This window comes from Mesorhizobium sp. WSM4848 (assembly GCF_055811375.1).
This window is the reverse complement of record NZ_JBVVPX010000004.1, coordinates 78,483-100,142: the sequence shown is the minus strand read 5'-3', so window position 1 is coordinate 100,142 and position 21,660 is coordinate 78,483. Positions and strand designations below refer to the sequence as shown.

Annotated in this window: 19 protein-coding genes; 10 read left to right on the top strand and 9 right to left on the bottom strand. The window is 62.1% G+C overall.

Translation table 11 applies throughout. The features are described from left to right. Positions 1 to 242: 242 nt before the first annotated feature. From AC0L16_RS05900 to AC0L16_RS05885, 4 genes are all read right to left on the bottom strand, one after another. Entirely contained in the window at positions 243 to 581 is a 339-nt protein-coding gene (locus tag AC0L16_RS05900; RefSeq protein WP_473619570.1) for a DUF779 domain-containing protein, read from the bottom strand. A gap of 58 nt (positions 582 to 639) precedes the next feature. Continuing rightward, positions 640 to 2,157 carry an aldehyde dehydrogenase gene (adh, locus tag AC0L16_RS05895; RefSeq protein ID WP_473619569.1) on the bottom strand — a complete coding sequence of 506 codons (1,518 nt, stop codon included), beginning with the start codon at positions 2,155 to 2,157 and terminating at the stop codon, positions 640 to 642. Positions 2,158 to 2,304: 147 nt separating this feature from the next. Next, positions 2,305 to 3,273, bottom strand: coding sequence for a GAF domain-containing protein (locus AC0L16_RS05890; protein ID WP_473619568.1), 969 nt, complete (start codon positions 3,271 to 3,273; stop codon positions 2,305 to 2,307). Positions 3,274 to 3,415: 142 nt separating this feature from the next. After that, complete coding sequence (locus tag AC0L16_RS05885; protein ID WP_473619567.1) at positions 3,416 to 3,841, bottom strand: hypothetical protein; 426 nt, start codon at positions 3,839 to 3,841, stop codon at positions 3,416 to 3,418. A 169-nt stretch (positions 3,842 to 4,010) separates the two neighbouring features. On the opposite strand from AC0L16_RS05885, the gene AC0L16_RS05880 reads away from it, so the two are divergent. Beyond that, entirely contained in the window at positions 4,011 to 4,739 is a 729-nt protein-coding gene (locus AC0L16_RS05880; RefSeq protein WP_473619744.1) for a Crp/Fnr family transcriptional regulator, read from the top strand. A gap of 103 nt (positions 4,740 to 4,842) precedes the next feature. Here the strand turns inward: AC0L16_RS05880 and AC0L16_RS05875 are convergent, their stop codons facing one another. Further along, entirely contained in the window at positions 4,843 to 5,721 is an 879-nt protein-coding gene (locus AC0L16_RS05875; protein WP_473619566.1) for a GNAT family N-acetyltransferase, read from the bottom strand. A gap of 265 nt (positions 5,722 to 5,986) precedes the next feature. Between AC0L16_RS05875 and argE the strand changes: the two genes are divergently transcribed. The 5 genes from argE (at position 5,987) to AC0L16_RS05850 (ending at position 11,132) form a co-directional block, all read left to right on the top strand. Beyond that, positions 5,987 to 7,111: an acetylornithine deacetylase gene (gene argE, locus AC0L16_RS05870; RefSeq protein WP_473619564.1), complete on the top strand. Its 1,125-nt coding sequence runs from the start codon at positions 5,987 to 5,989 to the stop codon at positions 7,109 to 7,111. Positions 7,112 to 7,127: 16 nt separating this feature from the next. Beyond that, positions 7,128 to 8,051 carry a 2-hydroxyacid dehydrogenase gene (locus AC0L16_RS05865; protein ID WP_473619563.1) on the top strand — a complete coding sequence of 308 codons (924 nt, stop codon included), beginning with the start codon at positions 7,128 to 7,130 and terminating at the stop codon, positions 8,049 to 8,051. Positions 8,052 to 8,066: 15 nt separating this feature from the next. Then, entirely contained in the window at positions 8,067 to 8,423 is a 357-nt protein-coding gene (locus tag AC0L16_RS05860) for a cupin domain-containing protein (protein ID WP_473619562.1), read from the top strand. 167 nt (positions 8,424 to 8,590) lie between these two features. After that, positions 8,591 to 9,634, top strand: coding sequence for a tartrate dehydrogenase (locus AC0L16_RS05855; protein WP_473619560.1), 1,044 nt, complete (start codon positions 8,591 to 8,593; stop codon positions 9,632 to 9,634). A 19-nt stretch (positions 9,635 to 9,653) separates the two neighbouring features. After that, positions 9,654 to 11,132, top strand: coding sequence for an NAD-dependent succinate-semialdehyde dehydrogenase (locus tag AC0L16_RS05850; RefSeq protein ID WP_473619558.1), 1,479 nt, complete (start codon positions 9,654 to 9,656; stop codon positions 11,130 to 11,132). A 108-nt stretch (positions 11,133 to 11,240) separates the two neighbouring features. Here AC0L16_RS05850 and AC0L16_RS05845 read toward each other — a convergent pair whose 3' ends face one another. After that, the gene (locus AC0L16_RS05845; protein ID WP_473619557.1) at positions 11,241 to 11,930 is read right to left on the bottom strand and encodes a haloacid dehalogenase type II; all 690 of its coding nucleotides are present in this window, start codon (positions 11,928 to 11,930) and stop codon (positions 11,241 to 11,243) included. Positions 11,931 to 12,250: 320 nt separating this feature from the next. On the opposite strand from AC0L16_RS05845, the gene AC0L16_RS05840 reads away from it, so the two are divergent. Both AC0L16_RS05840 and AC0L16_RS05835 read left to right on the top strand, forming a co-directional pair. Continuing rightward, positions 12,251 to 13,093, top strand: coding sequence for a GNAT family N-acetyltransferase (locus tag AC0L16_RS05840; protein ID WP_473619556.1), 843 nt, complete (start codon positions 12,251 to 12,253; stop codon positions 13,091 to 13,093). A 30-nt stretch (positions 13,094 to 13,123) separates the two neighbouring features. Beyond that, the gene (locus AC0L16_RS05835; RefSeq protein WP_473619555.1) at positions 13,124 to 14,500 is read left to right on the top strand and encodes an aminotransferase class III-fold pyridoxal phosphate-dependent enzyme; all 1,377 of its coding nucleotides are present in this window, start codon (positions 13,124 to 13,126) and stop codon (positions 14,498 to 14,500) included. A 40-nt stretch (positions 14,501 to 14,540) separates the two neighbouring features. Here AC0L16_RS05835 and AC0L16_RS05830 read toward each other — a convergent pair whose 3' ends face one another. The 3 genes from AC0L16_RS05830 to AC0L16_RS05820 all read right to left on the bottom strand — a co-directional run bounded on the left by AC0L16_RS05830 (position 14,541) and on the right by AC0L16_RS05820 (position 17,511). After that, positions 14,541 to 15,017, bottom strand: coding sequence for an Lrp/AsnC family transcriptional regulator (locus AC0L16_RS05830; protein ID WP_473619554.1), 477 nt, complete (start codon positions 15,015 to 15,017; stop codon positions 14,541 to 14,543). Between the two features lie 11 nt (positions 15,018 to 15,028). Then, positions 15,029 to 16,102: a tartrate dehydrogenase gene (locus AC0L16_RS05825; protein WP_473619552.1), complete on the bottom strand. Its 1,074-nt coding sequence runs from the start codon at positions 16,100 to 16,102 to the stop codon at positions 15,029 to 15,031. Positions 16,103 to 16,185: 83 nt separating this feature from the next. Continuing rightward, complete coding sequence (locus AC0L16_RS05820) at positions 16,186 to 17,511, bottom strand: NAD(P)/FAD-dependent oxidoreductase (RefSeq protein WP_473619551.1); 1,326 nt, start codon at positions 17,509 to 17,511, stop codon at positions 16,186 to 16,188. A 640-nt stretch (positions 17,512 to 18,151) separates the two neighbouring features. Between AC0L16_RS05820 and AC0L16_RS05815 the strand changes: the two genes are divergently transcribed. Continuing rightward, a complete protein-coding gene (locus AC0L16_RS05815) occupies positions 18,152 to 19,816 on the top strand; it encodes an ABC transporter ATP-binding protein (protein WP_473619550.1) in 1,665 nt (554 codons plus the stop codon). Between the two features lie 38 nt (positions 19,817 to 19,854). Then, positions 19,855 to 21,525: a peptide ABC transporter substrate-binding protein gene (locus AC0L16_RS05810; protein ID WP_473619548.1), complete on the top strand. Its 1,671-nt coding sequence runs from the start codon at positions 19,855 to 19,857 to the stop codon at positions 21,523 to 21,525. Positions 21,526 to 21,660 lie beyond the last annotated feature (135 nt).

Below are 21,660 nucleotides of genomic sequence, written 5' to 3'. Positions count from 1 at the left end.
AACTCTACCTTTGGGCCTTCTTTTCAGCTTGATCGAGATCAAAGCCTAATCTGCGTCGGCAAGCGATGGTTTCAAGAATCACGTTTCTCGCTATCGAGGCTAGCCGTCAGATAGGCGTTGTATCGATCGCCGGGCCGCAGCGCCCATAGGCACCGTTTCGCTGGGAGGGCAGTTCCTCCGAATCGTTGACCACCTGCGCGAAATATCGGCGCGCCAGATAGACGTCCGCTGGTTGCTCGAAATCAGATTTCCACCTGGCACACCGTGGACCGCGTCAGGAACCGTCTCTCGCGGCCGTTATCGAGTGAGAACATGCCACCGCGTCCGGGCACAACATCGATGACGAGGTTCGTGTGCTTCCACGCGTCGTATTGCGCCGCGCCGATGTAAAACGGCGCGCCGCCGATCTCGCCGAGCAATACGTCGCTGTCCCCCAGAGCGAAATCACCTAGGGGGTAGCACATCGGCGAGGAACCGTCGCAGCAGCCGCCCGACTGGTGGAACAGCACCGGCCCATGCTCGGCGATGATCATCGCCAGGAGCTCCAGCGCCGCCGGCGTGGCGCTCACCTTGTCGTGCATTCCATCCTCCCTCCGGAAAGCGAAGCGCGGGACTGTCCCGCGCCCCGTGAGGCAGTCCTTAGAAGAAGCCGAGCTTCTTCGGGCTGTAGCTGACCAGCATGTTCTTGGTCTGCTGGTAGTGGTCGAGCATCATCTTGTGGGTCTCGCGGCCGATGCCGGACTGCTTGTAGCCGCCAAACGCCGCGTGCGCCGGGTAGGCGTGGTAGCAGTTGGTCCAGACGCGGCCCGCCTGGATCGCCCGGCCGAAGCGGTAGAGCCGGTTGGCGTCGCGGCTCCAGATGCCGGCGCCGAGGCCGTAGAGCGTGTCGTTGGCGATCGACAACGCCTCGTCGTCGTCCTTGAAGGTGGTGACCGAAACCACCGGCCCGAAGATCTCCTCCTGGAAGATGCGCATCTTGTTGTGGCCCTTGAACACCGTCGGCTTGACGTAATAGCCGCCGGCGAGATCGCCCGGCAGCTCGTTGCGCGCGCCGCCGGTGAGCACTTCGGCGCCTTCCTGCTTGCCGATGTCGATGTAGGACAGGATCTTCTCGAGCTGCTCGGACGAGGCCTGCGCGCCGATCATCGTCGCCGGATCCAGCGGATCGCCCTGGACGATCGCCTCGACGCGCTTCAGCGCCCGCTCCATGAAGCGGTCGTAGATCTTTTCGTGGATCAGCGCCCGGCTCGGGCAGGTACAAACCTCGCCCTGGTTGAGTGCGAACATGACGAAACCCTCGATCGCCTTGTCGAAGAAATCGTCGTCCTCGGCGGTGACGTCCTGGAAGAAGATGTTGGGCGACTTGCCGCCCAGTTCGAGCGTTACCGGGATCAGGTTTTGGCTGGCGTACTGCATGATCAGCCGGCCAGTGGTCGTCTCGCCGGTGAAGGCGATCTTGGCGATCCGGTTCGAGGAGGCAAGCGGCTTGCCTGCCTCGAGGCCGAAGCCGTTGACGATGTTGAGCACGCCCGGCGGCAGCAGGTCGCCGATGAGGTCCGCCCAGAGCATGATCGCCGCCGGGGTCTGCTCTGCGGGTTTCAGAACCACGCAGTTGCCGGCCGCGATCGCGGGGGCCAGTTTCCATACCGCCATGAGCAGCGGGAAGTTCCACGGGATGATCTGGCCGACGACGCCCAACGGTTCGTGGAAGTGATAGGCAACGGTGTCGTGGTCGATCTCGGAGAGGCTGCCCTCCTGGGCGCGAATCGCGCCGGCGAAGTAGCGGAAGTGATCGATGGCCAGCGGCAGATCGGCGGCGGTCGTCTCACGGATCGGCTTGCCATTGTCCCAGGTCTCGGCGCGCGCGAGGAGATCGAGGTTCTCCTCCATGCGATCAGCAATGCGATTGAGAATCAAAGCGCGCTCGGCCGGGCTGGTGCGGCCCCATGCGTCCTTGGCCGCATGGGCCGCGTCGAGCGCGGCCTCGATGTCCTTTGAGTCGGAACGGGCGACTTCACAGAGAAGCTGACCGTTTACCGGCGAGAAGTTCTCGAAATACTTGCCGGAAAGCGGCTCGGTCCATTTGCCGCCAATGAAATTGCCGTAACGCTTGTCGAAGGGCGCCTTGACGGAGCGTGAGAATTCAACCTTGTTCATGATGTACCTCCCGAAACAACGCCGCGGGATGCGGCGCTTCGGCGGAAAGACTTGCCGCATCTGCCGGCTCGCTGTCACCATGGTGAGAACAGTGGACCCGCAGGACGTGTCGCAGAACTGCGACAGTCATGCCGGGATTCGAAAAGATCAGTGTGATCTATGGAGATCGAGGCGGTTGAGCTTCCGGTGGAGCGTCGCACGGCTGATCCCAAGCGCCGCGGCCGCGGCCGAGACATTTCCATCTGTCCGCGCCAGCACCCGTTGCAGAGCACCGCGCTCCGCCTCGGCGAGGACTTCGGTGACCTTCCTCGCCCCGCCAAGCAGATCGGCCGCGGGGATCGGCTTCCGAAGGCTTTTTTGCGTGATTCCCAGCGCCAATCGCGCCAAGCGGGTCGCGCCGACCACAAGGTCGTCCGCATCGACCGCGACCAGTCCGCCCGAACCTTTGTCGGTTATTGGCGCGAGCAGAATGCGCGCCTTCGGGAATGCCAACTTGAAGTTCTCCGCCTCGATCCGTCGTGCGGCGTCGACCACAGCCACCGAAATAAGATTGGCGAAAGCTTCGGTTAGATCTGCCCGGCAGGAAGACACGTCGAGGGCGGCGACGAGGTCTCCCTCGTGATCGTAGATGGGCGCGGTGATGCAGCTCAGCGCTGTGTTGCGCGTGTGAAAATGCTGGTCGCGATGGATCGTCAGCACGCGCTGCTCGACAAGACAGGTGCCGATGCCGTTGGTGCCCTCGCTCTCCTCGTTCCAGACTGAGCCTGTCCACAACCCCCAGGAGTGAAACGTCTCGTCATCCGCAGGTGCACCGCGTCGTTCGACCGGCACGCCCTCACAGTCGGCGAGAAGCACGCAGCATCCAACACCTCCCACCGCCAGGTAGAGTCTGTCGAGGCTTGATTGGGCAGCTCGGATCAGCGGTTCGATCCGTTGCCTGGCGTCGATAAATTCGGCCTCGGTCAGGTAACGCGGCGGTTTGGGATCGGTTGGATCGAGCTTATGCAAATTGGACGAGCGTCGCCATGAAGCGACCAGCGCCGATTTCGCCGCGGCATCCGAAATGATTGCGGCCTGTATGCGATCGGCATGATGACCGGGTAGAACCTCGCCCATGCTATCCTCCCAAATCCCGACTCTTTCCTTTCAGTTCCTGGATCAGGTGCGTGTTACGTCGGGGTTGCGTTGGCAGCGCCTATCTCCGCATCGATCGAACCTCTGTCAATTGCCCAGAAGAAGCAGACGCCTCCCGCGTCCCTCAAACGGCTGCGGAATGTCGGGCGCTTCCGCGTACGTGATATTGGTCGAAACGGGCTGCGATTGTACGGACGAACGGGCGGCCGTCAACGGTGACGGCGAACCGTTCGCCGTCGAACGACGTGAAACCGTCCGCGTCGTCGCGCCGGAGATCTAAGACGATTTCCGCTATTGTATCGACGCGCTGGCCAAAGGTCCCGCGGAGTTCCTTCAACGAAAACCCGAAACCGCACATCAGGCTTTCTATCACGGAAGCCCTGACGCGGTCCTCCTCCGTCAGCTCAACCCCGCGGGCCGAGGGATCCAACGCACCTAGCCAGGACGAGTAGGATGCAGGGTCGACCCCCGCGTGGAAATGTGGTGCGGTCGGATAGCTGGTGTAGCGCGGAACGGGCGCCGAATGCCGTTCGATGGTTGCTTGATCCATTGCGGGCTCCTTGCGCCAGCGTTATCCGGCAACGGCCGGAGCTCTCTTGACATGGATCAAACGTGCGGACGAGTTTCTGGATCGGCTGCGGCTGCGGCAATACGCGAACCTTGGCGTGCACGCCACGCTGGCATTCGGCGCCGGAGCGTCCGATATTCCCGACAACGCCATGAACACGAACCGCAAGGACATACACAACTCCGACATTCCTGTGCTTTGCCGGAGCTGCGAGGCCCGGCACAAGGGAATGTGCGGCGTGCTCGATTCGGCCGAGCTTGTTGCGCTTTCTCGTCACACTCGCCTGGCCCGGCACTCCGCCGGAGAGGAACTCGCCGCGGAGGGCATGCCCGTCGAGTCCTATGCGAATGTAATGCGTGGCGTAATCAAGCTGACGAAGGTGCTGGAAGACGGCCGCCAGCAGATCGTCGGGCTGCAGTTCGCCCCGGATTTCCTCGGGCGACTTTTCGCGCCTGACAGTGCCGCAACTGCCGAAGCTGCGTCCGACGTCGATCTCTGCCGCGTGTCGAAAAGCGCTCTGGAACGGATGATCGCGGGGAATCCCAAGCTGGAGCGTCGATTAATGGAGCAGACGCTCAGGGAACTCGATGAAGCCCGCGAATGGATGGTCACGCTGGGGCGGAAGACAGCTGCCGAGAAGGTCGCCAGCTTCCTTTATCTCATCGCCACGCACCTCGATCCCTCGGCGGACAGCGAACAGAAGGGCCGCAAGTTTATTCTGCCTCTCACGCGCGGTGACGTTGCCGATTTCCTCGGGCTGACGATCGAGACCGTCTCGCGGCAGTTGTCCAGGCTCCGCGCGGAGAAAGTCATTGCAATCAGCGCAGTGACCCAGGTCGATGTGCCCGATCTCGAGCGGCTCAGGAAGCGTTGTGGCTGAACGGATGGACCAGCGCCAGAAGCGGAACGAGCATTTCCTGTTCGAACGCCACGTGTTGCGCAACGCGGAACCCGCACCTCTGCCGCTTGACGGGTGCTTGCATTCAGCTCCAGGCGTGGCTGGCCAATCCATAGACCCAAGGTCCGTTGCTTTCCCGGTTCAGGAAGCGGCGGCCTTTGGACATCGTCGTCACGGTCTCGGCAATGCCGAGGCCACTCTGCTGCAGAAGCTCGGCAAACACGCCATCCTTCTCGCGCGTATCGACGCGGGCGAATCGACCTGCCAGCTTCTTCAGATGGACGGCTGTGAGATGGACCGCGTCCTGGTCGTTTCGGGCTATTGTGGGTCCAATCACATGGCCGCGCCCGAACTCGCGACACATGGAATAGCCAACGACCACGCCGCCACGACTCAAAGTGGCGATCGAGGCATCCTCCGAGAGCAACGCAAGTAGCCTCGCGCGGTTCGTCCCGAATGCGCGCGCGTCCAGCTCGGTGATCTCGCCAAGTCGGCCGCTGGGCAGCTCAATCAGTTCACCATCCAAAACCGGCAATGGCGGTAGTGTTTGTGGGACCTGTCCCTGGCGCATGTAGACGATCGCCTCGTTCGTGAAGCCGAGCGACACATACAGAGGATAGGCGGCGTGGGTTGCATTCAGGGCCAGATTGCGATCCCCGCACTGCTCGAGGATCTGTTCCATGAGCCATCGGCCACCTCCCTGCGCCTGTGCGCGAGGCGTCGTGATCACCAGGCCAATGGTGGCAAAATCGTCCCCTTGGGGAAACCACATCGCGCTCCCGAAGACGCGCCCAATTCCGTCAACGGCGACGATGCCGTGGCCGGCGCGGCGCAACAAATCCCAATCCTTGGGACGATGCGGCCAGCGGACCGAAATCGATAGTGCATGCAGCAGATCAACGTCGACATCATTGATGTCCCGCGCGACCAGTTCAAAGGATTTCAGGCGTACTGATCTCTGCATCTCAGTCGATCCGCTCCTTCAACGTAAGCCCCAAGTCCTTCAACAAATGCCAAAAGGCACGCGGTGTTAATCCTGGCGCCGATAGCCATGTTTGCGACAGGCCTCATTTGCCGCAGCATTACAGGGGAAAGCCAGCAGGTTTCGCTGGTTCGAGGCGTTTTTTCGCAATCTTCAGCCAAAGTACGACGCGATTCGGCAGGGAACACTGCTGCGCAGCGATAGGCTGGTCGCACCCGGTGATAGTGTGCAAGCAGAGCGGACCGCCATGAACGTGGAAGAAATCCTCGCGACCCTGATTGCATTTCCCTCCGTTGTGGGCGCGCCAAACGGCGAGATCGTCGATTGGATCCGCGACTACTGTCAGGCAGCCGGAGCCGAAGTGACGGTTCTCCCCGGTCCCGAGGGCGACCGGTCCAACCTGTTCGTCACTGTCGGCCCGCGTGCCGGTCAGGGCTATATCATCTCCGGACATATGGATGTCGTGCCGGCCGGCGAGCCGGAATGGAGCTCGGATCCGTTCGTCCTGCGTCGCGAGGGCGGCAGGCTTTACGGCCGTGGCACCACCGACATGAAGGGCTTTCTCGCCTGCGCATTGGCCGCGCTGCCAGGACTTGCGGCAATGAACCTGCGGCAGCCAGTCCATCTCGCATTCTCCTACGATGAAGAGGCGGGGTGCCGTGGCGCGCCGCATCTCTTGGCTGCGTTGCCGAGCCTATGCGAGAGGCCGCTTGGCGCGATTGTCGGCGAGCCCAGCCGGATGCAGCCTGTGCGCGCGCACAAGGGCAAGGCCGCCGCGCGGCTCGAGGTGATCGGGCGATCCGGCCATTCGTCACGCCCCGATCTCGGCCTCAATGCCGTGCACGCCATGGCCGGCGTCATCACGCACGCCGTGGCCTACGGCCAATCCCTCGCCGGCGGGCCGCTCGATCAAAATTTCGAGCCCCCATATTCTTCCTTGCAGGTGGGCGTCATCGCCGGTGGACAAGCCGTCAACATCATCGCTGGCCACTGCACAGCCGATATCGAGGTGCGTGCCGTGCCGGGCGTTTCCCCAGCATCCCTGCTTGAGCCGGTCAAAGCCCGGCTTTTCGATCTGCGCGACGGCGGCTTCGAGGTGGCTTGGCACGAATTGAGTTCCTATCCCGCCCTTGCGCCGGCGGAGGGGAGCAAGCTGGCGGCCGTTCTGACCGAGCTGACGGGGCAGGAGCCGCTCACGGCGGTGAGCTACGGCACGGAGGCCGGGCTTTATCAGCAGGCCGGCATCGATGCGATCATTTGCGGCCCCGGCGACATTTCCCGCGCGCATCGTCCCAATGAATACATCGAGATCGATGAACTTGCTGCCTGCCAGAGCATGATCGAGGATCTCGGCGCGCGTCTCGCGGCCTGAGGGAAGGGCAGCTTCCATGGCATTTCTTTTCAATTCCGATACGGCGCGTGCTGCGGTGTTCCGCGAGATTTTTGCGCGCGAACTCCCGGATCTTGAATTCTTCCATTCCGGCGAGGAGTTGGAGCCGGACAAGGTGCGCTATCTCATCACCTGGACGGTGCCGGACGACATCTCGCGCTACCGCAATCTGGAAGTGCTTTTTTCGATCGGAGCCGGCGTCGACCAGTTCAAGCAGGACGTGGTGCCAAGCCATGTGAAGCTTGTGCGCATGGTCGAGGACGGCATCATCCGCATGATGCAGGAATACGTCGCGCTTGGCGTGTTGGCGCTCCACCGGGAGATGCCCGCCTATCTCGAGCAGCAGAAAAGGTGCCTCTGGCAGCCGATTGCCGCTCGACAGGCGGCCGAGCGCCGGGTCGGTTTTCTTGGTCTTGGCATGCTGGCGCAGGCGGCAATCGAGCGCCTGAAGCCGTTCCAGTTTCCGCTTGCCGGCTGGAGCCGCAGCGAAAGGCGGATAGAGGGCGTCGCCTGTTTTCACGGCGCCGATCAGTTGCCCCGCTTTCTGAAGCAGACGGACATTCTCGTCTGCCTGCTACCGCTGACGCAGGAAACCAGCGGAATTCTCGATGCAAAGCTCTTCTCCTTGCTACCAGCCGGGGCGCGGCTGCTGCATGTCGGCAGGGGTCCGCAACTCGACCAGGCGGCGCTGATCGACGCGCTCGATAGCGGTCACGTATCCGCGGCGGTGCTTGATGTCACAGATCCGGAACCGCTCCCGGAAGAGCATCCGCTGTGGTCGCATCCGAAGGTGATGATAACGCCGCACATTGCCTCGGTGACGCAACCGCATACGGCGGCGCAAGCCGCCGTCGACAACGTCCGGCGCCACCGCGCCGGCGAAGAACTGATCGGCCTCGTCGATCGGACACTCGGCTACTAACCAGGGAAACCTCACATGTCACTGCTGACCACGATCGACACAAATCCCGCCTTCACGCCGAAGGAGGCATTGCCGCTGCCGGAGCGGCTCATTTCCGGCACTCCATCGTTCAAGACCTGGGCGCAGGATGCCTCGAAAGGTGAGAAGGTTCTGACCGGCGTTTGGGAAGCCACCCCCGGCGAGACGCATTCGATCAAGGGCACCACCTACGAGTTCTGCCATATCCTTTCGGGCCTCATCGAAATCGAGGAGAAGGGCGGCGAGACCAAGACTTACCGCGCCGGCGACAGTTTCGTGATGAAGCCGGGTTTCGTCGGCGTCTGGCGCACGGTCGAGACCGTGCGCAAGATCTACGTCTGCGTTTGCGACTGAGTTCAGTGCCCAAGGTCCGGCCGAGTAGAGCACGCGGCGGTTCCGAAACAATCGACTTTCCAAGTCCGGCCCGACGCGATTCGACGCTGTCGGGCCGCTCATCCTCGACGAAAAATGCGGCGCGCGGTCCGCTATGGTTCCGATAGTGCGAATGAGGACCTCGATCGATGAAGACCTATGACATAGCGCTCATCCCCGGCGACGGCATTGGCAGGGACGTGACCGGGGCGGCATGGCAGGTGATGCAGGCGGCGGCCAAACGGGGCGGTTTCGCCCTTGACGGCACACGCTTCCCATGGTCGTGCGCCTACTACCTGGAAACCGGCGCAATGATGCCGCCAGATGGCATCGAGACCCTTCGAAAATTCGATGCGATCTATCTCGGCGCTGTCGGCTGGCCCGCGGAAGTGCCCGACTCAGTATCGCTTCACGGACTGCTCCTGCCGATCCGGAAAGGGTTCACGCAGTACGCCAACATACGGCCGCACAGGCTGTTGCCGGGCGTTCAGGGTCCCCTTCGCTCCGAGGGGTTCGACATCCTGTGCATCCGCGAGAATACGGAAGGCGAATATTCCGGCGCCGGCGGGCGCGTTCATTCCGGCACGGCCAATGAGGTGGCGATTGAGACGGCAATCTTCACGCGTGCGGGTGTCGAACGGATCATGCGTTTCGGTTTCGAACAGGCGCGGGCGCGCCGCAAGAAGCTCGCATCCGTCACCAAGTCCAACGCACAGAAGCATTCCATGGTTTTCTGGGATGAGGTTACGCGTGAGGTGGCTAAGGACTATGCCGACATCGAAGTCTCGCACTACCACATCGACGCCATTGCCGCCCGCATGGTGCTGGCGCCGGATAGCCTCGACGTGATCGTCGCCTCGAACCTGTTTGGCGACATCCTCACCGATATTGGAGCGGCCATTCAGGGCGGGCTGGGTTACGCCGCCTCCGCCAATATCAATCCGGATCGCAGCGCGCCTTCCATGTTCGAGCCGGTCCACGGCTCGGCGCCCGACATCGCGCATCTCGGTGTCGCCAATCCGATCGCCGCGATCTGGTCGGGTGCGATGATGCTCGAGCATCTGGGCGAGGGGCATGCTGCGGCAGAAGTGATGTCGGCGATCGAGTCCGTAACCGCGCAGGGAATAGGCACGATCGCGGGCAAGGACCGGACTGAAACAATCACGCAAGCCGTGCTTGCGGCATTGAGCTGAAAGGGCAGAGGAAAAGACCATGAATGCGATAACGAAGATTGGCACGTTTGATGACGCGGACCTGTTGCGCCAGCAGGCGTTGATTGGCGGCGTGTGGCGGGAAGCGGATACAAAGGCCGTCGTCGATGTCACCAATCCTGCCACCCTGAATGTTCTTGGCAGCGTTCCCGACATGGGCGGCGACGAGACCAGGGCCGCTATCGCTGCTGCGGCCGAGGCATTCAAAAGCTGGAAGAAGACGACCCATGCCGAGCGTGCCGGACTGCTGGAGCGCTGGCACGACCTCATTCGCCAGCACGAACAGGATTTGGCGCTTCTGCTGACGCTGGAACAGGGCAAGCCGCTTGCCGAGGCGTCGGCGGAAATCCGTTACGGCGCATCTTTCGTGAAATGGTTTGCCGAAGAGGCGCGCCGGATCGGTGGCTCGACCATTCCGTCACCCACCGCCGATCGCCGCATTCTGGTTCTCAAGGAAGCAGTCGGCGTCTGTGCCGTCATCACTCCGTGGAATTTCCCCAATGCGATGATCACGCGCAAGGTGGCGCCCGCCCTTGCCGCCGGCTGCACGGTGGTGATCAAGCCGTCGGAGTTCACACCGTTTTCGGCGCTCGCGCTCGGCGTCCTGGCGGAGCGGGCGGGCATCCCGGCAGGCGTTATCAACATCGTGACCGGCATGCCGGGCGAGATCGGCAAAGAGCTGATGGCCAACGAAACGGTGCGCAAGATCTCGTTCACCGGTTCGACCCGCGTCGGTGCGCTGCTCATGCGTGGCGCGGCCGATAGCATCAAGCGGCTGAGCCTGGAGCTTGGCGGCAACGCGCCCTTCATCGTCTTTGACGACGCCGATCTGGATAACGCAGTTGAAGGGGTGATCGTATCCAAGTTCCGCAATGGCGGTCAAACCTGCGTTTGCGCGAACCGGATTCTCGTGCAGGAAGGCGTTTACGACGCATTCGCCGAAAAGCTGAGCCAGCGCGTCACGCGGATGAAGGTTGGCGCGGGGACCGACGAGGGCACTGAGATCGGCCCGATGATCAACGCGGCCGCGATCGACAAGATCGAGCGTCACATTGCGGATGCGAAGACGAAAGGCGCGCAGATCCTCGCCCAAAGCGAGGCAGTGCCCGACGGCAGGCAATATGCACGGCCCGTCGTCCTGGGGGAGGCCACTACCGACATGCTCCTGGCATCGGAAGAGACCTTCGGTCCGGTGGCGCCGCTTTTTCGCTTCGAGACGGAGGAAGAGGCCATCACGATCGCGAACGGTACGCCGTTCGGCCTTGCTGCCTACTTCTACACCGACAACCTCAAGCGGTCATGGCGTGTCGCCGAGGCGCTGGAGTTCGGTATGGTCGGGCTCAATACCGGCCTGATCTCGACCGAGGTCGCTCCATTCGGCGGTGTCAAGCAGTCGGGGCTGGGGCGCGAAGGATCGCAGCTCGGCATCGAGGAATATCTCGAGGTCAAGACGCTCCACGTCGGCGGGTTGAACCAGTAGGCTTTGCCGGAGTCGCAACAGCGGCACCAGAATCAGAAAGGGGCGGTCGAAACCGCCCCTTTCTCATTTCGATACTTCGGATGGCGCGATGCCGGAGGCCCGCCAGCCTCATGCAACTTCCCGAACGGGCTCCAGGCCGACCGCGGCGGCCAGCCCGCCGATATCCTTGATCTCGGTATATTCGTAGAAGGGGTTTGCAGGCTCGTGTCCGCGGTTCACCCAGACCTTGCTCTTGATGCCGAGATCGTAGGCGGTCATCAGATCGTAGCGGAATGAGGAGGAGACATGAGTGATGTCCTCAGGGCCGCAGCCGAGCTTGTCGAGCATGTATTCAAAGCCCTTCATCAGCGGCTTATAGGCGCCAACCTCTTCGGCTGTGATGACGGTGTGAAAGGGCGCGCCGAGCTTTTCCACATTCGACATGATCAGGCTGTTCATGGAGTTGGACAGGATCACCAGTGGGATTTCCTTGGCCACTCTGGACAGGCCAGCCGGGACGTCGGGGTGCGGACCCCAGGTCGGCACTTCGTCATAGATGCGTTGGGCGTCTTCGGGTTTGAACTGGATACCGATGCGCTTGCAGCTGCGTTCGATGGAATTCTGCACCACCTCGAGAAAGGGTTTCCATGGCCCCAGCACCTCGTCAAGGCGATAGCCTCTAAAAGCCTCGACGAAGCTGGCCATTGCCTCTGGGGAGAGGCGCTCGCCGTAGACGCACCGCGCCGCGCCGGCCATATCGAAATTGGTGAGCGTACCGTAGCAGTCGAAGGTGATGTATTTCGGTCTGAACGTCGACATGGCGACAATCCTCCTATTTTTCTCGGCACAGCGTGCCTGTACCACAATCACGATAGTCGGAGATCTGGAAGACTAACGGCCGCATTCGCCGCGACCTGAAGCAGATCGTTTCGTATTGCATCGCCGGTTTGGCAGAGAGTTGCGCCAGGTGTCGTTTCGAGCTTTGGGAGCAGCGCGGCCTGTCGGCCATGCTTCGGCAGAAGATGCGGCGCGAGCGGCGAAGGATAGTGAAAACGCGTCGCGCATGGCTGCCGGTCGGGAGGAACTGCTGTCTTTGATGGTCTACCGTTAGCACCTGAAGACGAAGGCCGGAATTCATCATGACCACACGACAGATCATCCTTGAAGAGATGACACCGGGGCACCTGGAAGGTGCTGTCGAGTTGTCTCGCCAAGTTAAATGGCCGCATCGTCGCGAGGATTGGGAACTGGCCCAGTCGGTCAGCCGAGGGATCGTCGCTCTGGAAGAAGAACGCGTGGTGGCGACCATCATGATGACCCCCTACGGCGACGATGCCGCCGCCATCAACATGGTGATCGTCGATGCGGCCATGCGCGGCCGCGGACTCGGCCGAAAGATGATGGAAGAGGCGCTGGCCAAGGCGGGTGAGCGCACCTGTTGCCTGACGGCGACACGGGAAGGCCTGCCGCTCTATGAGAAGCTGGGCTTCGTCACGACTGGCGAGATCGTGCAGCATCAGGGCGAGGCGTTGGCAGTTTCGGCGCCGGCTCGTGTATCCTGGGCAGAGAGCGGCGATCTTGCCCGCATCGAGGTGCTGGATCGCGAGGCATTTGGCCATGACCGTTCGGCGCTGATGAAGCGGCTTTTCGAGCGCGCGAAGTTCGCTGTCATTCGCGATGAAGGCGATGCCCAGGCCTTTTCCGCCATCCGGCCATTCGGCCGGGGGCTGGTCATCGGGCCGGTGGTGGCGAGAAACGGTGCCGAGGCCAAGGCCCTGATCGACTTTCTGCTCGCCCATCATCAGGGCAAGTTCGTCCGTGTCGATACCGACGTTTCAACGGATCTTGCTGACTGGCTCACCGGGCGCGGCCTCGCGCACGTTGGCGGTGGGATCACGATGCGACGCTCCATGGTCACGCACAAGGAAAGCAAGCCCGCGCATCACCGCACATATGCGTTGGTCAGTCAGGCGCTCGGTTAAATCAGGCACTCGGTTGAATCGGAGGAAGAAATGCTGGCAAATTCACTGATCGAACTCGATCGCGCACATCTGGTTCACCCGTTTTCGTGCTATCGGAGCCACGAGGAGACGGGCGTGCGGGTGCTCAAATCCGCCAAGGGCGCAACGGTGACCGATGCAAGCGGGAAAACCCTGCTCGACGGATTCGCCGGTCTATGGTGTGTAAACATCGGATACGGCCAGGAAAGTGTCGTTGAAGCAGCCGCCAAGCAGCTGAGAGAGCTTCCCTATGCGACGGGATATTTCGGGCTGGGATCCGAGCCTGCCATTCGCCTTGCTGCCAGGCTTGCCGCACTGGCGCCCGGCGAATTGAACCATGTCTATTTCACGCTTGGCGGCTCCGACGCTATCGACAGCACGATCCGCTTCATTCGCTATTACTACCATGCCAAGGGCACGCCGCAAAAGGACCAGTTCATCTCGGTCGAGCATGGCTACCATGGCTCCTCGACGGCAGGGTCAGGTCTGACCGCGATCCCGGCTTTCCATGCGGGTTTCGGCGTGCCTTACGACTGGCAGCACAAGATTCCCTCGCACTACGCATATCGCAATCCGGTCGGTTCCGACCCGCAGGCGATCATCGATGCATCGGTCGCGGCCCTGCGGGCCAAGATCGCGGAACTCGGCGCGGGCCGCGTTGCGGCCTTCTACGCCGAACCCATCCAGGGTTCGGGCGGTGTCCTCGTTCCACCGACAGGTTGGCTGAAGGCTCTGCACGCCGTGTGCAAGGAACACGACATCCTGTTCGTTGTCGACGAAGTCATCACTGCCTTTGGCCGTACCGGCCCCCTCTTCGCCTGTGAGGAAGACGAGGTCGTGCCGGATCTCATGACCACGGCGAAGGGACTGACCTCGGGCTATGTGCCGATGGGCGCCGTCTTCATCTCGGACCATGTGTACAATACGATCGCGGACGGAGCTGGCAAAGCGCCTGTCGGCCATGGCTATACCTATTCGGCCCACCCCGTGAGCGCGGCAGTCGGGCTCGAATGCCTGCGTCTCTACGAAGACAGCTTGCTCGAGAACGGGCGCAAGGCTGGCAAGCGCTTGATGGCAGGCCTTCGCTCGCTCGCCGACCACCCGCTGGTTGGCGACATTCGCGGTCGTGGAATGCTGGCAGCAATCGAGTTGGTCACCGACAAGGAGCGCAAGACGCCGCTGCCGGCGGCGGCCGATCCGGGGCGCCGCATCTTCGAGCGCGCGTGGGCGAACGGCCTTGTCATCCGCGCCTTCAACAGCGGCATTCTCGGCTTTGCGCCGCCGCTCTGCTGCACTGATGACGATATTGATGGAATCCTCGAACGCACCCGGATGACCCTGGATCAAACCCTCGAGGACCAGGATGTGCGGTCGGCGATGAAGGGATGATCGTCCAGACTGCCGCCGCATGCGCGCGGCAGCCGCTTCCTCAGCTGTCGAATATGGCGTCGAGAGGCAAATGGGATTTGACGATCGGTGACTTCAGCACGACGAAGCTGAAATATTTGTCGATTCCGATATCCAGTTCGATCATGCGCTCCATGATCGTCTGGTACTCGCTGATGCCCGCTGTGACAAACTTCACGAGATAGTCGTAACCGCCTGAAACCAGGTGGCATTCGATAACAGAATCGACTTTCTGAATTGCGGTGAGAAATCTCGCGAAGTCGTTCTGCTGGTGGTGCTTGAGCGTGACTTCGGTGAAGATCGTCAGAGTCTGCCCGAGCTTGGACACATCGATCTGGGCGGAATAGCCGGTGATGAAGCCTTCCGCCTGAAGCTTCTTCACCCGCATCAGGCAAGGGCTCGGTGAAAGATTCACCAGGTCGGCGAGTTCGACATTCGTGACCCGGCCGTTCTTTTGCAGTTGGGATAGGATCTTGATGTCGATCTTGTCGAGCTTCATTTTCAAACCTGTCAAACGTTCGAACCGCGGATCGTCCGGCAGACGGCGTCCGTCACCTCCTGCGTAGTCGCTGTCCCTCCCACGTCCGGCGTCAGTACGCCTTCACGTGCCACCATTTCCACAGCACTCATCAACCGGGCGGAAGCTGCGCTTTCGCCCAGATGTTCGAGCATCTGGGCAGCGGTCCAGAAGGTGGCGATCGGGTTGGCAATACCCTTGCCGGCGATGTCGAATGCCGAGCCGTGAATTGGCTCGAACATCGAGGGATAGCGCCGCTCGGGGTCAATATTGGCGGTCGGTGCAACGCCGAGACTGCCTGCGAGGGCGCCTGCGAGGTCCGACAATATGTCGGCGTGAAGATTGGTGGCGACGATGGTATCGAGGCTCCGAGGTTTCAACGTCATACGCACGGTCATAGCATCGACCAGCATCTTGTCCCAGGCGATGTCCGGGAATTCCGGCGCCACCTCGGCTGCGATTTCGTCCCACATTACCATGCCGTGACGCTGCGCGTTGGATTTTGTAACGACTGTCAGGAGCTTTCGCGGCCGTGACTGCGCCAGCCGGAATGCATAGCGCATGATGCGGGTGACGCCGACGCGCGTGAAGATCGCGACCTCGGTTCCGACCTCCTCGGGGAGGCCGCGATGGGCTCGGCCGCCGTGGCCCGAATACTCGCCCTCGGAATTCTCCCGCACGATCACCCAATCCAGGTCGCCAGGGCCAACGCCCGCCAGCGGCGAAGCAATACCGGGCAAGATCCTGGTCGGCCGCACGTTGGCGTATTGATCAAAGCCTTGGCAAATCGGCAGCCGGAGCCCCCAGAGCGTGATGTCGTCAGGCACATCGGGCGCGCCTACCGCGCCAAAGAAGATGGCGTCGAAGCGCTTCAGTTGCGCCACCCCATCTTCGGGCATCATCCGACCATGGGCCTTGTAATAGTCCGAGCCCCAGTCGAAGTGCTGGATGCGCAGCTTGAAGTCGCCGCAGCGCTGCTGCAGCGCCTCAAGCGCCTGGAGACCGGCGGCAATGACCTCTGGGCCGATCCCGTCGGCAGGAATGGCGGCAATCTCATATTCGCGCATCGTCATTTTCCCTGTTTTCAGTGCTGGCTGCATCGCAGCCTCGATCTCATGTGCGACCGATTGCAGCTTGGCAAACGGTCTTCTCAGAATTCAGCGACCTTGCCCCACGCAGCTGACTTCAGACGCTCGGGCCCATAAGGACGCGGATCGACGATCGGCTCGCTGCCGGTGATCGTATCGGCGATCATATGTCCAGCGCCGGGCCCAATCCCGAAGCCGTGGCCGCTGAATCCCGCGGCGAGAATGAAGCCCGGAATCCCCTCCACTTCACCGATTGCCGGGACGCCATCGGGCGTGCTGTCGACATAGCCCGCCCAAGCGTGAGAAATCGCCGCCCGCTGGAACTCAGGCAGCAATTCGCAGGCTCTTTGATAGGTCAGCCGAATCTGCCTCGTGTCCGGCTTCGGGTCGAGAATCCGATTCCGTTCCATTGGTGTGACGTCGTCGAGGGCCCATTTCCCCAGGCTTTCATGACCTTGACGCCAGCCCTCGAACGCTCCCGGGGCCAGACTGCGCCAGCGGCGGGCGAACATGGGCAAGAACTCGCGGCTGAACCTGAGCTGCTGCGGCGTTGGATCGACTCGCGCCCGCCCGCTGATCGCCAGCGCGTAGCCACCGTTGCTGCGCCGCGTCAGCGAGACGCGCGCGGTATGCAGGGCATCCGGCAGGCCTTCTGCCCCCGGCGCTACGGCTAGAATGGATTGACGCACAGCAGCTTGCGGGAAACGAATACCAAGCTGGTTGCAGAAGGAGGAAGCCCACGCGCCTCCGGCCATGACCACGGTCGTTGTCCGGATGGTTCCCGCTTCTGCAACGACGCCGCTGACCCGGCCGGCGCTCAACTCCAGCCCGCGCGCCGCGCAATTCTGATGTACCGTTCCGCCGGCCGCCATGATGCCGCGCGCGGCGACGGGCACCGCCTTTGAAGGATCCGCCGTTCCGTCAGTTGGCGAGAACACCCCGCCTTTCCATTTGCGGCCGGTCGCCTTGCCCCGTTCGGTGGCTTCTTCCGCGCTCAGCACATCCGTCGTGACGCCAACCGTCCTTGCGAAATCGCGCCACTTTGCCCAGCCTGCCAACTCGTTTTCGTCCTGCGAGAGATAGAGCAGGCCGCAGCGGCGGAAGCCGGTGTCCTCGCCGGTCTCCTGCGCCACTTTTTCCCATAGATCGAGGCTCCTGGTTGCCATCGGCAACTCGCGTGCGTCACGGTTCTGCTGACGGCACCAGCCCCAGTTGCGGCTGGACTGTTCGGCGGCAACGCGCCCCTTCTCCAGCAGGGCAACGCTGACGCCGCTGCGTGCGAGATAATATGCCGTGAACACGCCCACCACGCCGGCGCCGATGACGACGACGTCCGCGTCGCGAGGCAGGGATGGGCTGGAATCGATGTGCATGAGCGGCGCGGGCATGGATGGGACTCCGGTAAATTTGAAACATCCTAACCTGCGGCCCGCAGAGGCAGGCTGCGGAGTTCATGCCTGGACGGAATTTCCTGCGGTTTGCTGCCCATGGAACAGGCAATTGTTGCCGAAAAAGCGCTCGCTGGCGCCCAACCTCGCAGGGGCAAGCAAGGAGTACGCTTCATCCAGTCGCGTGATCTGCGGCATGGGCTTTTCGGGACGCGGCGCGCAGTGACGCAAGGCCTGTCGCGCACAAATTAGCGGAAGAAGGACCTGGTTGTCTGATCCCGGTTCTGCGCCGGAGCGGGAGCAGAGTGAAATGCCGAACCTGACGTTCTTTTCAGAAGTTCCTGCCGCCCGAGGGCCAAATTTCGACGACTATGCGGATACAGAACAGTCAAACTGGCTGAAAGAACGGAGCAACCCTTCCATATAGCGGGCAAGCTCCAAGGGAACAGTATCCGGTACACGGACCGAATTTCATCAAGGGAGCCGCCAGGATGAGCAGAATCAGTCTCTCGCAGCCTCAGCGCTCGATGCGCCGAGATGGCCAGACGACGGACGCTATAGTGAGGCGCTTCTGCTCAAAGCGCGATGATAAGGTCCGCAACAGCGTGGACCCGCTCGGTTCAAACGGGAGATGATCGCAATGGTCGCAACCATCCAGCCTGTAGCCCCCCACGATGTGGCGCTTTCGGTGCGCGACCTCACGGTGAATTTGCCAAAAGGCATGGAACGGACCCATGCCGTCGAGAACATCTCCTTTGATCTGAAACGCGGCCAGATTCTGTGCGTCATTGGCGAGTCTGGATCCGGCAAGTCGGTCACCGCCAACGCCATCATGGGGCTACTGCCCAATGTGATCCGCGTCTCCTCGGGCGCCATTCACCTCGATGGGATGAACATCATAGGCATGCCGCAGGACAAGCTGCGCAGCCTGCGCGGCCGAGTGGTGTCGATGATCTTCCAGGATCCGCTGTCGGCGCTCAATCCGTTGATGACCGTGGGTGCACAGATCGACGAGGTCATGGCGGCGCATGGCGTCGGCACTCCGAAATCCCGTCGCGGCCGCGCTATCGAACTGCTGACCGAGGTGGGACTGCCGGACCCGGCACTTATGTACCACCAGTATCCGTTCCGCCTCTCCGGCGGGCAGCGGCAGCGGGTGATGATCGCCATGGCGCTGGCGCTCGAGCCGACGATCCTGATCGCGGATGAACCGACGACCGCGCTCGACGTGACCACCCAGGCGCAGATTCTGGAGCTGATCCGCGAGATTCAGCGACGCAAGGGAATGAGCGTCATGTTCATCACCCATGACTTCGGGGTGGTGGCCGAGATCGCCGACAGCGTCGTGGTGATGGAGAAGGGCCACATCGTCGAGCAGGGTAGCGCTCAACAGGTCCTGAAGTCGCCTGGCCATCCCTACACAAGGCGCCTTATCGCAGCCGTCCCGCACCTGACTGGTGAGGACCGCGTTCCTCTGGAGACGGCGGACAAAGCGCCGATCCTGAAGGTCGAAGGCCTGATGAAGACCTACCGCAGCGGCAGTTCCCTGTTCAGCGCGCAGCGCGTCGTGCCCGCGGTCAACGAGGTCTCGTTCGATCTGGCGCCCGGGCGCACGCTGGGCGTTGTGGGCGAAAGCGGTTCCGGCAAATCGTCGCTTGGTCGGCTTTTGATCAAGCTGCTGGACAGCGACGGCGGCGGGATTCTGTTCGAGGGCCGCGACATCGCCAAGCTTTCCGAAGCCGAATTCCGCCCGCTGCGGCCGCGGGTCCAGATGATCTTCCAGGATCCCTTCGCCTCGCTCAACCCGCGCTCGACGATCGGCCACATCCTGACCGTTGGCCCAGTCGCGCATGGGACGCCCTATGCCCAGGCGCGTGAAGAGGCGAAGGCGCTGCTGGCCCATGTCGGGCTCGATACCGGCGCCTTTGATCGCTTTCCGCATGAATTCTCCGGTGGGCAGCGCCAGCGCATCGGCATCGCCCGGGCACTGATGTTCAAGCCGAAGCTGCTGATCGCCGACGAAGCGGTGTCGGCGCTCGACGTGTCGATCCAGGCCCAGATCCTGCAGCTGCTCGACCAGATCCAGCGGGAAACCGGCGTGTCGATGATCTTCATCACCCACGACCTGCGCGTCGCCAGCCAGATCTGCGACGAAATCGCGGTGATGCAGAAAGGGCGGATCGTCGAACGCGGTCCTCCCTCGCAAATCTTCCTCGACCCGCAATCAGCCTACACACGTGAGCTGGTGGCGGCGATTCCTGGAGAGCAGCCGGGATCTACCCGTCCGGTTGCAGCAAATGGGTAAGAGCCACGGCGGATACCGCCAGAACAAGGGGAATTCCAATGACTGAACGCTCAAACACCAAATCAAACTACTCGCGACGCGATGCACTGCGGTTGATGGCGATAGGCGGCGCTGCAGGCCTCATTGCGCCCAATCTGTTGGGCAAACCCGCCTTCGCCCAGAAGCCTCCAGCGAGCCCAACCGGCCGCGTCGTCGTCGGATTTTCGCAGGAACCCACCGTCTTCAATCCACTGATGCCGCATACCGAGTGCGACGACGCTGTGCATTTCTCGGTGTTTGATGCACTCGTTCGCATGGACCCTAAGGGTGTTCTTCAGCCCAATCTCGTTGTCGAAGTGCCCAGCCAGAAAAACGGCGGCATTTCAGAGGACGGACTTGTGTGGCGCATCCGCCTGCGTGATGACGTCCGCTGGCACGACGGCGAGCCTTTCACTGCCGATGACGTGAAATTCACTCTCGAGCTCATCACCAATCCGAAATTCCGGGCGTGGCGCACGGCCGGTCATTCCCTGGTGCGCGATATCAAGGTGGTCTCGCCGACCGAGCTCACCTGGCGGATGGAGGAGGCTTTCGCCCCCTATTTGTCGTTTCTCGCCGAAACCTTCATGGTTCCCAAGCACATCCTCGAAAAAGAGGCCGACCCCAACGCCGCCGCCTTCAATCAGGCGCCTGTCGGCACTGGCGCATTCAAATGGGCGAAGCGCACTGCCGGCGACCATATCGAACTCGTCGCGAACGCGGATTATGCCGGGGAGGGTCCCTATTTGGAGCGGCTCGTCTTCAAATACATCCCCGACATGACAGTGCTCTATACCCAGTTCAAGAGCGGCGACATCGATCTTGTCGACCAGGCATTCATAACCGCCGACCACTACGCGGAAGCCAGCCAACTGTCGGATCGGGTGGTCATGTTGGAGCGCGGGTCATCGGTCGAGTCGATCTATCTCAATCTTGAGAAGCCGCAATTCAAGGATCCGGCGGTCCGCCAGGCGCTCTACGCCGCAATCGACAGGAAAGCGATCCTCGAAGCACTTTATTACGGGGTCCACACCCCTACCGAGACGTTCATGCCGCAGAATTCCTACTACTACAATCCGAACCTGCCGGCGCAGGAGTTCAACATCGAGCGCGCGGGCCAGATCCTCGACGAGGCCGGCTGGGTGCCCGGAGCCGATGGAATACGGGCGAAGGATGGGGTGCGTCTGTCGTTCGCCAACTCCACCACTTCCGGCAACCATTTGCGCGAGCAGACGCAGCAGTTCCTGCAGCAGACATTCGCCGAGATCGGAGTCGAGATGACCATCTCGAACCTGCCGGCCGCCGTCATGTGGGGCGATTTCTGGCTCAAATCGCAGTTCGAGTCAGCCATCTCCGGTGTAACCAATCTCATCGCGGGCGACCCCGACGTTTTCAACCGCCTGCATACCAAGGCGATCGTCGCCAAGGGCGGAAAGGGCTCGAACACAGGCCAATACTCCAACCCGGAGGTCGATGCGCTGCTCGAGAAGGGCGCCCGCACCTTCGATCGGGAACAGCGGCGCGCCATCTATCTGCGCGTGCAGGAAATCGTCCGTCAGGATCTGCCGTTCCTGCCTCTATTTGCCTACACCAACGTGTTCGGCTGCAAGGAAGGGCTGGAGGGTTTCCAGGCAAATTCCAACACCCGCGTCGCATCCTGGCATGCCGCCGGATGGTATTGGAAGGCCTGACATCCATACGCCGCGGGCGCCCCCCCGGGGGGGGGCGGGGAAAACGCGGGGGGTGTATAAGGGGGATTGAATGGGGGGGGGCAGGGGAAACACCGCGCGCCACCCCCCCAAACGCGGCCCAGAGTGGGGGGGAGA